This window comes from Parvibaculum sp. (assembly GCF_049671045.1).
GTDB lineage: Bacteria > Pseudomonadota > Alphaproteobacteria > Parvibaculales > Parvibaculaceae > Parvibaculum.
Genome location: NZ_JBATUH010000113.1, coordinates 1 through 13,088, shown reverse-complemented (window position 1 = coordinate 13,088; position 13,088 = coordinate 1). Strand labels below are relative to the sequence as shown.

The 13,088-nt window shown below is 64.9% G+C and carries 14 protein-coding genes; 4 read left to right on the top strand and 10 right to left on the bottom strand.

What is annotated here, in order from left to right:
• Positions 1-40: 40 nt before the first annotated feature.
• The 6 genes from WBG82_RS13215 to WBG82_RS13190 all read right to left on the bottom strand — a co-directional run bounded on the left by WBG82_RS13215 (position 41) and on the right by WBG82_RS13190 (position 4,852).
• Entirely contained in the window at positions 41-982 is a 942-nt protein-coding gene (locus WBG82_RS13215; RefSeq protein WP_424424980.1) for an electron transfer flavoprotein subunit alpha/FixB family protein, read from the bottom strand.
• Complete coding sequence (locus WBG82_RS13210) at positions 979-1,728, bottom strand: electron transfer flavoprotein subunit beta/FixA family protein (RefSeq protein WP_424424979.1); 750 nt, start codon at positions 1,726-1,728, stop codon at positions 979-981. Before WBG82_RS13210 ends, WBG82_RS13215 begins: the two co-directional genes overlap by 4 nt.
• Positions 1,729-2,028: 300 nt before the next feature.
• On the bottom strand, positions 2,029-2,622 hold the full coding sequence (locus tag WBG82_RS13205; RefSeq protein WP_424424978.1) for a cob(I)yrinic acid a,c-diamide adenosyltransferase: 594 nt from the start codon (positions 2,620-2,622) through the stop codon (positions 2,029-2,031).
• Positions 2,623-2,631: 9 nt separating this feature from the next.
• Positions 2,632-3,186, bottom strand: coding sequence for a cytochrome b (locus WBG82_RS13200; RefSeq protein WP_424424977.1), 555 nt, complete (start codon positions 3,184-3,186; stop codon positions 2,632-2,634).
• Positions 3,187-3,246: 60 nt separating this feature from the next.
• Positions 3,247-4,149, bottom strand: a complete 903-nt coding sequence (locus WBG82_RS13195; RefSeq protein WP_424424976.1) for a haloalkane dehalogenase — start codon at positions 4,147-4,149, stop codon at positions 3,247-3,249.
• Positions 4,150-4,318: 169 nt separating this feature from the next.
• Positions 4,319-4,852 (bottom strand): acyloxyacyl hydrolase, encoded by a 534-nt coding sequence (locus WBG82_RS13190; RefSeq protein WP_424424975.1) that lies wholly within the window; start codon positions 4,850-4,852, stop codon positions 4,319-4,321.
• Between the two features lie 311 nt (positions 4,853-5,163).
• On the opposite strand from WBG82_RS13190, the gene WBG82_RS13185 reads away from it, so the two are divergent.
• Positions 5,164-6,054: a hypothetical protein gene (locus WBG82_RS13185; RefSeq protein ID WP_424424974.1), complete on the top strand. Its 891-nt coding sequence runs from the start codon at positions 5,164-5,166 to the stop codon at positions 6,052-6,054.
• On the opposite strand, the gene WBG82_RS13180 is transcribed toward WBG82_RS13185, so the two are convergent.
• The 3 genes from WBG82_RS13180 to WBG82_RS13170 all read right to left on the bottom strand — a co-directional run bounded on the left by WBG82_RS13180 (position 6,036) and on the right by WBG82_RS13170 (position 9,121).
• Positions 6,036-6,227: a twin transmembrane helix small protein gene (locus tag WBG82_RS13180; protein WP_424424973.1), complete on the bottom strand. Its 192-nt coding sequence runs from the start codon at positions 6,225-6,227 to the stop codon at positions 6,036-6,038. The genes WBG82_RS13185 and WBG82_RS13180 overlap by 19 nt on opposite strands.
• A gap of 83 nt (positions 6,228-6,310) precedes the next feature.
• A complete protein-coding gene (locus tag WBG82_RS13175; protein ID WP_424424972.1) occupies positions 6,311-8,008 on the bottom strand; it encodes an acyl-CoA dehydrogenase family protein in 1,698 nt (565 codons plus the stop codon).
• Between the two features lie 219 nt (positions 8,009-8,227).
• The gene (locus WBG82_RS13170) at positions 8,228-9,121 is read right to left on the bottom strand and encodes an MBL fold metallo-hydrolase (protein ID WP_424424971.1); all 894 of its coding nucleotides are present in this window, start codon (positions 9,119-9,121) and stop codon (positions 8,228-8,230) included.
• Between the two features lie 113 nt (positions 9,122-9,234).
• Between WBG82_RS13170 and WBG82_RS13165 the strand changes: the two genes are divergently transcribed.
• Positions 9,235-9,756 (top strand): rhodanese family protein, encoded by a 522-nt coding sequence (locus WBG82_RS13165; protein ID WP_424424970.1) that lies wholly within the window; start codon positions 9,235-9,237, stop codon positions 9,754-9,756.
• A 13-nt stretch (positions 9,757-9,769) separates the two neighbouring features.
• Positions 9,770-10,561 carry a sulfite exporter TauE/SafE family protein gene (locus tag WBG82_RS13160; protein WP_424425022.1) on the top strand — a complete coding sequence of 264 codons (792 nt, stop codon included), beginning with the start codon at positions 9,770-9,772 and terminating at the stop codon, positions 10,559-10,561.
• Here the strand turns inward: WBG82_RS13160 and ccrA are convergent.
• Positions 10,558-11,850 (bottom strand): crotonyl-CoA carboxylase/reductase, encoded by a 1,293-nt coding sequence (gene ccrA / locus WBG82_RS13155; RefSeq protein WP_424424969.1) that lies wholly within the window; start codon positions 11,848-11,850, stop codon positions 10,558-10,560. The genes WBG82_RS13160 and ccrA overlap by 4 nt on opposite strands.
• Before the next feature lie 297 nt (positions 11,851-12,147).
• Here ccrA and WBG82_RS13150 point away from each other — a divergent pair.
• Positions 12,148-13,088 (top strand): ferritin-like domain-containing protein (locus tag WBG82_RS13150; protein WP_424424968.1); only part of this gene is annotated, 941 nt, incomplete at its 3' end.

Below are 13,088 nucleotides of genomic sequence, written 5' to 3'. Positions count from 1 at the left end.
GGCGCCGTCCGCCAATTCATGGCTTGCCGGTCCTCCGGACTCAGAGGCCGATCTTCGACAGCTCCTGCTCGAGCGCGGGAACGGCCTGGAAGAGGTCCGCCACGAGGCCGTAATCCGCCACCTGGAAGATCGGGGCTTCCTCGTCCTTGTTGATGGCGACGATGACCTTGGAGTCCTTCATGCCCGCGAGATGCTGGATCGCGCCGGAAATGCCGACGGCGATATAGAGATCCGGGGCGACGACCTTGCCGGTCTGGCCGACCTGATAGTCGTTCGGAACGAAGCCGGCATCGACCGCCGCGCGCGAGGCGCCGACCGCGGCGCCGAGCTTGTCGGCGATCTTTTCCAGCATCTGGAAGTTCTCGCCCGACTGCATGCCGCGGCCGCCGGAGATGATGATCTTCGCCGAGGTGAGCTCGGGGCGATCCGACTTCGTCAGGCTCTCGCTCACCCACTCCGAAAGGCCCGGGTTGGCGGCGGCGGCGATCTTCTCGACCGCGGCCGAGCCGGTCTGGGCGGCGGCGGGGAAGGCCGTCGTGCGGACGGTGATGACCTTCTTCGCGTCCGTGGACTTCACGGTCTGGATCGCGTTGCCGGCATAGATCGGGCGCTTGAACGTATCGGGTGCGTCGACCTCGATGATCTCGGAGATCTGCGCCACGTCGAGAAGTGCCGCGACGCGGGGCATGAAGTTCTTGCCCGACGTCGTTGCGGGCGAAACGATCGCGTCATAGGCGCCGGCGACGCTCACCACGAGGGCCGCGAGCGGCTCGGCGTTGAGATGCGCATATTGCGCGTCGTCGGCGACGAGAACCTTCGCCACGCCATCGAGCTTCGCGGCGCTGGCCGCAACCGCCTCCACGCCCTGACCGGCGACGAGGATGTGGATTTCGCCGCCGAGCTTCGCGGCAGCGGTCACCGTCTTGGCGGTCGCGTCGTTGAGGTTCTGATTGTTGTGTTCAGCGATAACCAGCGTTGTCATCCGATCACTCCCGCTTCCTTGAGCTTCGACACGAGCTGCTCGACAGATTCAACCTTGATGCCGGCCTGGCGCTGCGGCGGCTCGGTCACCTTCAGAACGTCGAGATGCGACTTCACCTCGATGCCGAGATCGGCCGGGGTCTTCTCGTCGATCGGCTTCTTCTTCGCCTTCATGATGTTGGGAAGCGAGGCATAGCGCGGTTCGTTGAGGCGAAGGTCGGTGGTCACGATCGCCGGCATGTTGAGCTTCAGCGTCTGCAGGCCGCCATCGATTTCGCGAGTGAGCAGGAGCTTGTCGCCCTCGAATTCGAGCTTCGAGGCGAAGGTGCCCTGCGACCAGCCGAGAAGAGCCGAGAGCATCTGGCCCGTCTGGTTGCAGTCGTCGTCGATCGCCTGCTTGCCGAGAATGACGAGGTCGGGCTTTTCGGCCTCGACGATCGCCTTGAGGATCTTGGCGACGTTGATCGGCTCGACCGTCTCGTCCGTCTTCACGAGGATGCCGCGATCGGCGCCCATGGCAAGCGCCGTGCGGATCGTCTCGGTCGCCTGCGCGACGCCGATCGACACCGCGACGACCTCGGTCGCCTTGCCCGCTTCCTTCAGACGTACCGCCTCTTCGATGGCGATTTCGTCAAAGGGGTTCATGGACATCTTCACATTGGCGAGATCGACGCCCGTCTGATCCGATTTCACGCGGATCTTGACGTTGTAGTCGACCACGCGCTTTACGGGCACGAGGACTTTCATCGAGATAAACTCCCTGCGCGTCGCCCTGGCTGTTACGAAACGGTTTCGTCCGCCCCGGCGACCGATCGTGATGTTGCTCTTGGCCGCGGCCCTCAAACCGCCCCCACGGCGCGAAAAGGCACCCTTGAAGTGGCGACCCTGATGGGAACGAGAACCGGCAGCGCGAAGACTTGGCCGTTGTTGCAGCGCGGCAACCTAGAGCCGCTACAAGCCCCTGTCAACGGAATGGGGAGCGCGATGCCCGATCGCTGGCGGAGTTCCGAAATATCTTTCGTTACAGCGACTTACTGACGCGGGCGCTCAGCGGTTCGCCCCCGGCGTCCAGAGCACGTCGCCGGGGCCCCGGCCGTCGGGCGCCCAGTTGACGTATCGGGCGGCAACGAAAAGGAAATCGGAGAGCCGGTTCACATATTTGAGCGCCGGCTCGCTGACGAGGCCGGGCTCGGCCGCCTCGAGCGCGACCATGAGCCTTTCGGCCCGGCGACAGATGGCGCGGGCGAGATGAAGATGCGCGGCGGCCGCCGTTCCCCCCGGCAGAACGAAGGAGCGCAGCGGCGCGAGATTGGCGTTCAGCGTATCGATCTCGTGTTCGAGGCGGGTCACCTGCGCCTCGACGATCCGCAAGGGCTCGTAGCCGAGTTCTTCCTTCGTCTTGCCCGGCGTCGCGAGATCTGCGCCGAGATCGAAAAGATCGTTCTGGATGCGCGACAGCATAGCATCGAGCCTTGCGTCATCGGCGGTGGCGAGCCGGGCAATGCCGATCGCCGCATTGGTCTCGTCGACGGTGCCGTAGCTTTCGATCCTGAGCGTGTGCTTGGGCACGCGCTCGCCCGTCGCAAGAGAGGTCGTGCCTTTGTCGCCAGTGCGCGTGTAGATCCTGTTGAGTGTGACCATTCCTGATGCTCAGGCCTTTGCGAAGGGGAGCATGCGCTTCAGCACGCCGTCGCGCCGCACGAAATGATGATAGAGCGCGGCGGCGATGTGGAGAAGGATGAGCGCGGCGATCACCCAGGCGTTGATCCCGTGCAGCGTCTCGCCGATCTTGTGAACGGTCTCGTTGGGCGCGATCTGGAGGCCGAGCACGCCAAATGCCTTCAGGTTGAATTTCGACGTGGTGGTGATCGCGAGCCCCAGCAGCGGCTGAAGGATGACGAAGAAATAGAGCCCGTGATGGGTCGCCTTGGACGCGACAACCTGCCAGCGCGGCATGTCCGCGGGCAGGGCGGGCACCGGATGGCCGATCCGCCAGAGGAGCCGCGAGGCCATGAGGACGAGAACGGTGAGGCCGAGGCCCGCATGGGTCTGCATGACGCCGAGGCGCTCCTCCTTGGGCAGATCCTCAACCGTCCAGCCGGCATAGAGAAGGAGGCCAATGAGAATGACGATCGCCCAGTGCAACAGCTTGGCGACGCCGGAATAGGACTGGCTGGAATTCGCGGCCGTGGCGGCGTTGGTCATGGTGTCACCGAACCTTTCCGTTGTTCCTTCGCGCGGATGCGATCCGACTGCCGATGAAGTCTAGTCCGCGGCCCGGACCCCGCGCCACCTCTTCCGCCATGTGGCGATGGCCTCGCCGATCTCGTGGGGGCTGTCTTCCTGGATGAAGTGGATGCCCTTCACGGTCACCTCGGTCTGGTTCTTCCAGCTCCGGCAGAATTCGCGCTGGGGGCCGATGAGGATCGATCCCGGATCGGCATTGATGAAGAGCTTGGGCAGGTCGTTGGCGGCCATGTAGTCGGCATAGGACTGCACGATGGCGGCCACCGTCTCGGGCTCGCCGTCGAGCGGGATCTGGCGTGGCCAGCTCAGCGTCGGCCGCCTGTCCTCGCCCGGCTCGCGGAAGGGGCGGCGATAGACCTCCATTTCCTCATCGGCGAGCTTGCGGATGACCGATCCCGGCAGGACACGCTCGACGAAGAGGTTTCGCTCGAGGATCATTTCCTCGCCCTTTTCCGAGCGGAACCCCTCAAAAATGCGGCGCGCGGCCTCGTTCCATTCGCTCCATGCGAGCGGCCGCACGATCGCTTCCATATAGGCGATGCCTTCCACCGCGTCGCGGTGGCGGTTCGCCCAGTCGAAGCCGAGCGCCGAGCCCCAGTCGTGAACGACGAGGGTGACGCGCTCGCGCACGTTCACCGCCTCGAGAAAGGCGTCGAGAAAGCGGCGATGCTCCTGAAAGGTGTAGCGTTCGGGCCCGGAAGGCTCGAGCTTGTCGCTGTCCCCCATGCCGATGAGATCGGGCGCGATGCAGCGGCCCTGATCCTTCAGATGCGGCATCACATTGCGCCAGAGATAGGATGATGTCGGATTGCCATGCAGGAAGACGATGGGATCGCCTTCGCCAATCTCGACATAGGCCATCTGGCGGCCGGCGATATTGACCGTCTGCTTGGGAAGTTCGGCGGGCGAAATCGCTGTCATATCGGCCTCGTTTCGTTCCGGGGGGAGGCAGCATAGCCGCCCGCGGGGGGCGATGGCAAAATCCGGGGCGAGTCATGTCGCCGCATGGCGCCCGGAAACGGGCGCATTCCCACGAAAAAGGGCACCTGGAGAGGCGCCCTTCGATTTTGTGTTCCGCTTGCCCGCGACGTCAGAACTTGAAGCCGTAACGCACGCCGATGCCGGTGAGGCCGGGATTGGGCGTGCAGGCGCTCGCATTCGACATATGGTCGACCGTGACCATCAGGCTCGATTGCTCGTCGAGGCGATAGCCGACCGAGGCGTTCTCGTGGAACATGAAGCGGCAGCCATAGTTGATGCGGCTGCGGCCGTTGGTCGGGCCGGATGTTTCGCCATTGTGGATGGCGCCGCCGAACGAGCCCTCGATGAAGAGCGCGGGCGTCAGGTCGAATGTCCAGGCGAGGCCCGCATAGGCGATGCTCGTGCCGCCGCCCGTATTGATATTGGCGCCAATGGCAGGACGCGGAGCAAAGGCCCAGGACAGCCAGTCCGGCGACTTGAAGAGAACCTCGCCGTTGATGTCGGGATTGCTTGTCTCATGCCTCGTGGCGAAGAGGCTCGAATTGTGATCGTAAAGACCGATCCTGACCTCATCGACGAGATTGTCGGCGGCCAGTGCGGGCACGCTCGCGGTCGCCAGGATCCCCACCGCCGCCGCGGCCATCAAAACTCTTTTTTTCGGCACCTTGTTCCCCTTCTGCGGCCGCCCGTCCTGCGGCTGCCTCTATCGGTTGCTCGCCGTGGAAAGTAACTCATTCCGCGGCCGATTCTGCGCCATCCCGGAAGATTCTTGCAAGGCTGTTGCCGATTTGCCTCTGGTCCCCTTCCGCGCGCGGATGGCCCTCCGGGCCTCGCCCCTCCCGGCGCCGACCTGCCTCCGGCCGGGGCGCGCGTCCGTGACGGGGTTCATGTTTGAGTTGTGACACAAATCATGTCACTTTCCGTGACCGTCCGAAAACCTTCCGGATCGCAACCATGTCCGCCATCCAGACCGTTCTCGTCATCCTCGCCCTGGTCGGGCTCGGCGTCTTTCTTCTGCGGCAGATCGGCGGAAGGGAGCCCGTCTATCACGTCAGCGCCCGCGCGCCCGCCTTCTTCGTCGCGCTCAAATATCGGAATCCACAGCAGGCGGCGGAAAAGCCGGTCGCGGGAGTGGAGATCCGCTGGAGGGCGGATGCCGACTTCACTCTCATCGGCGGAGGCGCGCCCTATTGGGACCGTTTTCTGATCGTCGCGGGCGGCGCGCCGGATGCGATCCCCTTGCATCTTTCCGACGGAATCGAGGATGCCTATGTGGCGCGGCTCGCGCTCGCCGAGCCGCCGCGCCTCGTGCTGGGCGTCATCCGTCTCCTCGTCGCGACGCGGATCTGGCGGATGCCGGAGGGCGAGGTTTCGGCCGATCTCGGGCATACGGGCTTTCGCAACGATGCGATGCCCGATCGGCAAGCCATCGACCGGCTCATGGCGCAGCCCGTCACCTACAGCCCGTCAATGGTGAATTTCCTCAAATATTACCCGGCCGCCCGTTATGCCGGGACGGATGCCAGCCGGACGCCTTCCTCGGGCCGCGCGGCCTATAATCGCTATGGCGTCGTCGCGATGCAGACGGTTTACAGGACCGGTGGCCATCTCATCTTCTACGGCCGGGTCGAGGCGGTGCTGCGCGAGGCGAAGGACGGGCCGACGCTGGGGGCCTGGGACGACATCGCCGTCATGCAATATAGCGAGCCGAAGGCGATCCTCTCCATGGAGCGGGTCGAGCGCTATGTGAAGGCGCTCAATCATCGCGATGCCGCGCTCGAGCGCACGATCGTGATCGCCTCGACGGCGCGGCAGGGAAGCGTTCGTCAGCCTGCGGTGAAATAGAGCGCGGCCATCAGGAAGATGATGGCGACGAATTGCAGCCCGACGCGCCAGCGCATCAGCATCTGCGAGCGCGAGCCCGATCCGCCGCGCATCATGTTCAGGAGCCCCAGCACCAGAACCGCGAGGACGGCGGCCATGGCGATGGGCCCCAGATAGCGGAAAAATTCTTCCATCGCGTCTTCCTTTATCTTTGCTGGCTTTATCTTTGCGGGCTTTGTCTTTCGCGGGCTTCGCTGCCGTCGCCGCGCTCACTCCATCAATTGCCGCCTTCGAGAAGACGGCGCGCGATCACCTGCGCCTGAATTTCCGCCGCGCCCTCGAAGATGTTGAGGATGCGGGCATCGCAGAGCACGCGGCTCACCGGATATTCGAGCGCGAAGCCATTGCCGCCATGGATCTGCAGCGCATTGTCCGCCGCCGCCCAGGCGACGCGCGCGCCGAGGAGCTTGGCCATGCCCGCTTCGAGATCGCAGCGCCGTCCGCCATCCTTCTCGCGCGCGGCGTGATAGGTGAGCTGGCGGGCGACGAGGATTTCGACCGCCATCATCACGAGCTTTCCGGAAACGCGCGGGAAGTCGAAAATGGGCTTTGCGAACTGGATGCGCTCCTGGGCGTATTTGAGGCCGAGTTCCAGCGCCGCCTGCGCGACGCCGATGGCGCGGGCCGCCGTCTGGATGCGCGCGCTCTCGAAGGTCTGCATGAGCTGCTTGAAGCCCTGGCCTTCCTCGCCGCCGAGCAGGTTTTCGGCCTTCACCTCGAAATCGTCGAAACCGATCTCGAATTCCTTCATGCCGCGATAGCCGAGAACGGGGATCTCGCCGCCCGTCATGCCCTTGGCGGGGAAGGGGTTGGCGTCGTCGCCGCGCGGCTTCTCGGCCAGCATCATCGACAGGCCCTTGTAGCCCGGCTCGTCATTGGTGCGGCAGAGAAGCGTCATCACATCGGCGCGCGCCGCATGGGTGATCCAGGTCTTGTTGCCGGTGATCCGGTAGACGTCGCCGTCCTTCCGGCCTCGCGTTCTCAGGCTCGCAAGGTCGGAGCCCGTATTGGGCTCGGTGAAGACGGCGGTCGGCAGGATCTCTCCGCTCGCGATCTTCGGCAGCCATTTCGTCTTCTGCTCCGGCGTGCCGCCGCCGAGGATGAGTTCGGCCGCGATTTCAGAGCGCGTGCCGAGCGAGCCGACGCCGATATAGCCGCGCGACAATTCCTCGGAGACGACGCACATCGATTCCTTGCCGAGGCCGAGGCCGCCGAATTCCTCCGGGATCGTCAGGCCGAAGACGCCGAGCGAGGCCATCTGTCCGATCACGGAGAGGGGGATGTATTCGTCCTTGAGATGCCATTCATGGGCATAGGGCACGACCTCGGTGTCGGCGAAGCGGCGCATCTGGTCGCGGATCTGCTCGTAGGTCTCTTCAAGGCCCGGATCGCCGAAGGTCGCGGCGCCCGCCTTTTCGGCCATGAGTTCGGCGAGCCGGGCGCGCGTCTCGCGCGAATTGCCCTCGACGATCAGCCTGCGCACGGCAGGCGTGTGGAAGGCCGCGTGATCCGCATCCGAAATGCCGAGATCGTGAGGTCGGACGGTTTCGCCCTGGCTCATCGGGATGCCGCCTGAAAGCTGGCTCAGATATTCGCCGAAGGCGATGGCGACCATCAGCCTTTCGGTCTCGCCGAGGCGGCCTTCCTCGGTCATGCGGGCGGCATAGGCGGCAAGCTGGCGCAGCGCCTCGACATAGGTCGCCATCCAGGCGAGCCCGTGGGCGGCGAACTGTTCGCGCTCGATGAGAGCGGCCGAGATCCTGCCGTCCTTGCTCACCTTCCGCGTCACGGCGCTCCGCGCATGGGCAAGAAGCGTTCCGGCGGCGCCAACGGCGCTTTCGGTCAGCGGCAGAAGATTGCCGGGAGCGAGGATTTCGCCCGCGGTCGCGGCGGTGGAATTCTGGGCATGGCTCATGGGCAGCACTCACGACTTCTCAAACGAGGGGACACGGGGCTCGGGAATTCATACGGGAGCAGGGAGGAACGGCTCTCGCCATGTCGGGTTTTATATAGCCCCAAGCGCTGCGGGCCGCCAGCGGCGGTGAGATCCGCCGGGCAGCCCGCTGCATCCTTCATGTCCGGCCGTCATGTCCGGTCGTCATGCCCCGTGCCGGCCGGGGCCGGCGGGCATGGCTCAGAGGCTCTTGGCCGCTTCCTCCGCGATCGAGAGCGGGATCTTGAGATAGCGCCGGCCGTTCGCCTCCGCCGGGGGCATGTGCCCGGCCTTGATGTTCACCTGGATCGAGGGCAGGAGCAGGACAGGGCTTGCAAGCGTCTTGTCGCGCGCCTCGCGCATCTTCACGAACTCGTCCTCGCTCACGCCATCATGGATCTGGATGTTGTGCGCGCGCTCTTCGGCGACCGTCGTTTCCCAGACATAGGCGTCCCGGCCCGGCGCCTTGTAGTCGTGGCACAGGAAGAGCCTCGTCTCGGGCGGCAGGGCGAGGAGCCTGCGGATCGAGCGGTAAAGGGCGCGGGCATCGCCGCCGGGGAAGTCGGCGCGGGCGGTGCCGTAATCGGGCATGAAGAGCGTGTCGCCCACGAAGACCGCGTCGGCGACCTTGTAGGAAATGCAGGCGGGCGTATGGCCCGGCGTCGCCAGCACCTCGAAGGTGAGGCTTCCCAGCGCGAAGGTTTCGCCGTCCTCGAAGAGGTGGTCGAACTCGCTCCCATCGGCGGGCGCGGGCGTCACCTCGAAGACCGGGCTGAAAATCTTCTGCACCTTTCCTATATGCGCGCCGATGCCCACCCTGGCGCCGGTCTTCGCCTTCAGATACTGCGCGGCCGAAAGGTGGTCGGCATGGGCGTGGGTTTCCAGAATCCAGACGATCCTCGCGCCCGCCTCATGCGCGGCGGCGAGCAGGGCGTCGGCGCTGGCGGTCGCGATCCTGCCCGAGCGCGGCTCGAAGTCGAGCACGGGGTCGATGATCGCCGCATCGCGGGTCGCGGGGTCGACGACGAGATAGCTCACCGTATTGGTGGCCTCGTCAAAGAAGCCGCTTATGGCCGGCTGGGCTCGCTTGTTCATGTGGCTCTCCTTCAAACAGGGGGGCTTCGTTTCGTTCGCTCTTGATTTATATATTAGCAATAGTTAAATTAGCAATAGATAAATTAAGGCGCAACCCGAGACGGAGCATTGCCATGTCACTCAAGACCCTCACCCCTGCCGCCGCGCGGACGCTCATCGAGAGCGGGGCCGCCGTCATCGACATTCGCGAGCCGGACGAGTTCGCGCGCGAGCACATTCCCGGCGCGCGGAACGAGCCGCTCTCGAAGCTCGGAGGCCCCGTCGCGACCGGAAAGGCTGACATCGTCATCTATCATTGCAAGTCCGGCATGCGGACTAAGGCCAATGCCGACAGGCTGGCGGCCGCGAGCGGCTGCGAGGCCTATGTTCTCGAGGGCGGGCTCGACGCCTGGAAGGCCGCGCAGCTTCCCGTCGCGGTCGATCGCAAGCAGCCGCTCGAACTGATGCGGCAGGTGCAGATTGCGGCAGGCAGCCTCGTCGTCATCGGCGCCGTGCTTGGCGCGCTCGTCCATCCGGCCTTCCATGCGCTTTCGGCCTTTGTCGGCGCCGGGCTCGTCTTTGCGGGTGTCAGCGGCTTTTGCGGCATGGCGCGGCTTCTCATGCTTATGCCGTGGAACCGGGCGCTGCGGAGCTGAACGGGAGGTGACGATGTTCGCCCTTGCCGATCTGGTGGCGGTGGGAGCCGGTGGGCTCGTCGGGCTCACGCTCGGGCTCATCGGCGGCGGCGGTTCGATCCTCGCCGTGCCGCTCCTCATCTATGTCGTCGGCATCGCCTCGCCCCATGTCGCCATCGGGACGAGTGCGGTCGCCGTCGCGGCCAATGCGCTTGCAGGCGTCGTGCTTCACGCGCGGGCGAAGACGGTCAAATGGCCTTGCGCCGTCGTCTTCGCGGCCGCGGGCGTCGTCGGCGCCTTTGCCGGCGCAAGGCTTGGCAAGGCGATTGATGGCGAGCTTCTGCTCGCGCTATTCGGCCTCGTCATGATCGCGGTCGGCCTCTCGATGCTCCGGAGCGGCGCAAGGGACGGCAATCCCGATGTGCGCCTCGATCTTGCGTCGGCGCGCGCGCTCCTTCCCTCGCTCACCGGCTACGGTTTCGCGGTCGGCGCGCTTTCCGGCTTCTTCGGCATTGGCGGCGGCTTCCTCATCGTGCCCGGCCTCATCAATGCGACCGCCATGCCGATCCTCAATGCGGTCGGCTCCTCGCTCGTCTCGGTCGCGGCCTTCGGCGCGGCCACGGCGGCGAGCTATGCGGCATCGGGCCTTGTCGACTGGCATGTGGCCGCCCTCGTGCTCGCCGGCGGTGTCGCGGGCGCCTTTGCGGGCACGCTGCTCGCGCGCAGGCTTGCCGCGCGCAAGGCGGTGCTCGTCCGCCTCTTCGCGGGCGTCGTCATTCTCGTCGGGCTTTATGTGAGCGCGCGCGGGATCGCGGTTTTCGTCTAGCGGTTGCCGGCCTCGATCGCATCCTCATAGGTGCGCAGGCCCGCGCGCTTCGCCGACACGAGCACCGCCATGTTGCCGGGCAGGTGCTCGTTCTTCCACATCTTCATATGGGCCTTCGGAATGTCCTCCCAGGCGAAGACTTCCGAAAGGCCGGGATCGATGCGCCGGTCGATGACAAGCTGGTTGGCGGCGGAAGCCTGCTTCAGATGCGCGAAATGCGAGCCCTGAATGCGCTTCTGGCGCATCCAGACGAAGCGGGCGTCGAAGGTGAGGTTGAACCCGCTCGTGCCGGCGCAGAAGACCACCATGCCGCCGCGCTTCGCCACCATGCAGGAGACGGGGAAGGTCGCCTCGCCCGGATGCTCGAAGACGATGTCGGGATCAACGCCCTTGCCGGTGATGTCCCAGATCGCCTTGCCGAAGCGGCGCGCCTCGCGGATGAAATCGTTGAACTCGGCGGAGTTCACCTTGGGAAGCTGGCCCCAGCATTTGAAGTCCTTGCGGTTGATGACGCCTTTCGCGCCGAGCGACATCACATAGTCGCGCTTCGATTCATCCGAGATGACGCCGATGGCATGCGCGCCCGCAGTTGCGCAGAGCTGCACGGCGAATGAGCCGAGGCCGCCGCTCGCGCCCCAGACAAGCACGTTCTGCCCAGGCTCGAGCGTGTGCGGACGATGTCCGAACAGCATGCGATAGGCGGTGGCGAGCGTCAGCGTGTAGCAGGCGCTCTCTTCCCAGGTCAGGTGTTTCGGCCGCGCCATGAGTTGCTGGGACTGGACGCGGGCGAATTGCGCGAAGGAGCCGTCCGGCGTCTCGTAGCCCCAGATGCGCTGCGAGGGCGAGAGCATCGGGTCGCCGCCATTGCACTCCTCGTCGTCATGGTCGTCCTGATTGCAGTGGATGACGACCTCGTCGCCCACCTTCCAGCGTGTGACCTTCGAGCCGACGGCATAGACGATGCCGGACGCGTCCGAGCCCGCGATGTGATAGGGCAGCTTGTGAACGTCGAAGACGGAGATCGGCGTGCCAAGCGCCGCCCAGACGCCGTTGTAATTGACGCCTGCTGCCATCACGAGAACGAGCACGTCGTGGCTGTCGAGTTCCCATGTCGGCACGACTTCCACCTGCATCGCCTGGGCGGGCGGCCCGTGGCGCTCGCGCCGGATCGTCCACGCATACATTTTCGGCGGCACATGGCCGAGCGGCGGAATCTCGCCGATCTCATAGAGGTCCTTTCTGGGGAGCGGATTACCGCTGGCGGCTGCCGTGCCGTCACTCTTGGCCATGTTCCATCCTTGCTCGCGCCTCCGCTTCCGCCGTTCGTCGCGGTGAAAAGAGGCTTTCTCAAACGATCCCTGTCACGCGGGAGCCGGCTGCTGCCCACCGGCGGCGCGGATCATTGAAGCATGCCGCAACGGATGCAAGGGGTTTTTGCAGTGCAGCATAATTTCCGCTTCCACCAGCCCGTTCGGCGAGGCCAGGGGCGGGCACGCGGATTCCTCTTTCCTGCCGCTTCTTTTCCGGTATAGGCTTTTCGTACTGCGGAGCTCTACTCCGCACTTCATGAGGGAGGGAGGAACCGCATGAGCTTCGCCAAGGAATATGCAATCCCGCTCGAGGGCAGCCACTGGTCGGTGCCGCAGAGCTTCGACGCCACGTTCAACTGGAACTACGATCCCGAGCGCGCGGCGATGATGGGTCTCTATCGCAAGGGCGTGGAGATGCAGTGGGACGCGAATACCCGCATCGACTGGTCCCAGGAACTCGACGAGGACAATCCCGAACAGCTTCCCGACGCGATGCTGCCGATCAACGGCATGGCGCAGTTCGAGAAGATGTCGCGCAAGGAGAAGGCGAACGTCCGCAAGCATTTTCAGGCGTGGCAGCTTTCGCAGTTCATGCAGGGCGAACAGGGTGCGCTCATCTGCACGGCGAAGATCGTCACGCAGGTGCCGGACATGGACTCCAAGTTCTATGCCTCGACGCAGGTCATCGACGAGGCGCGCCATGTCGAAAGTTACAAGCGCCTTCTGGAGAAGTTCGGTCTCGCCTATCCCATGACGAAGCCCTTGCAGGATCTGATCGAGCAGACGCTGCTCGATTCCCGCTGGGACATGACCTATCTCGGCATGCAGATCGTGATCGAGGGCCTCGCGCTCGCCTCCTTCGCGCAGATCCGCGACCACGCGCAGAACCCGCTTGCCGCCGCCGTCAACGCCTATGTGATGCAGGACGAGTCGCGTCACGTGGCCTTCGGCCGTCTGGCGCTCAGGGATTATTATCCTCAGCTCACGGAGAAAGAGCGCGACGAGCGCGAGGAGTTCCTGCTCGAGGCGAGCTATCTCATGCGCGACCGCTTCGACGCCGTGGAAGTGTGGAAGAATCTCGGCCTCAACCCGGTCGACTGCGCCGAGCACATGTATCACTCCGGCTTCATGGAGACGTTCCGCAACGGGCTCTTCCAGCGCATCGTGCCCATCGTCAAGGATATCGGCCTCTGGGGGCCGCGTATCCGAAAGGGGTA

Excerpts from the sequence above, each read along its gene's own strand:
- WBG82_RS13215 (WP_424424980.1), bottom strand. The coding sequence starts at position 982 with ATGACAACGCTGGTTATCGCTGAACACAACAATCAGAACCTCAACGAC.
- WBG82_RS13210 (WP_424424979.1), bottom strand. The coding sequence starts at position 1,728 with ATGAAAGTCCTCGTGCCCGTAAAGCGCGTGGTCGACTACAACGTCAAG.
- WBG82_RS13205 (WP_424424978.1), bottom strand. The coding sequence starts at position 2,622 with ATGGTCACACTCAACAGGATCTACACGCGCACTGGCGACAAAGGCACG.
- WBG82_RS13200 (WP_424424977.1), bottom strand. The coding sequence starts at position 3,186 with ATGACCAACGCCGCCACGGCCGCGAATTCCAGCCAGTCCTATTCCGGC.
- WBG82_RS13195 (WP_424424976.1), bottom strand. The coding sequence starts at position 4,149 with ATGACAGCGATTTCGCCCGCCGAACTTCCCAAGCAGACGGTCAATATC.
- WBG82_RS13190 (WP_424424975.1), bottom strand. The coding sequence starts at position 4,852 with ATGGCCGCGGCGGCGGTGGGGATCCTGGCGACCGCGAGCGTGCCCGCA.
- WBG82_RS13185 (WP_424424974.1), top strand. The coding sequence starts at position 5,164 with ATGTCCGCCATCCAGACCGTTCTCGTCATCCTCGCCCTGGTCGGGCTC.
- WBG82_RS13180 (WP_424424973.1), bottom strand. The coding sequence starts at position 6,227 with ATGGAAGAATTTTTCCGCTATCTGGGGCCCATCGCCATGGCCGCCGTC.
- WBG82_RS13175 (WP_424424972.1), bottom strand. The coding sequence starts at position 8,008 with ATGAGCCATGCCCAGAATTCCACCGCCGCGACCGCGGGCGAAATCCTC.
- WBG82_RS13170 (WP_424424971.1), bottom strand. The coding sequence starts at position 9,121 with ATGAACAAGCGAGCCCAGCCGGCCATAAGCGGCTTCTTTGACGAGGCC.
- WBG82_RS13165 (WP_424424970.1), top strand. The coding sequence starts at position 9,235 with ATGTCACTCAAGACCCTCACCCCTGCCGCCGCGCGGACGCTCATCGAG.
- WBG82_RS13160 (WP_424425022.1), top strand. The coding sequence starts at position 9,770 with ATGTTCGCCCTTGCCGATCTGGTGGCGGTGGGAGCCGGTGGGCTCGTC.
- ccrA (WP_424424969.1), bottom strand. The coding sequence starts at position 11,850 with ATGGCCAAGAGTGACGGCACGGCAGCCGCCAGCGGTAATCCGCTCCCC.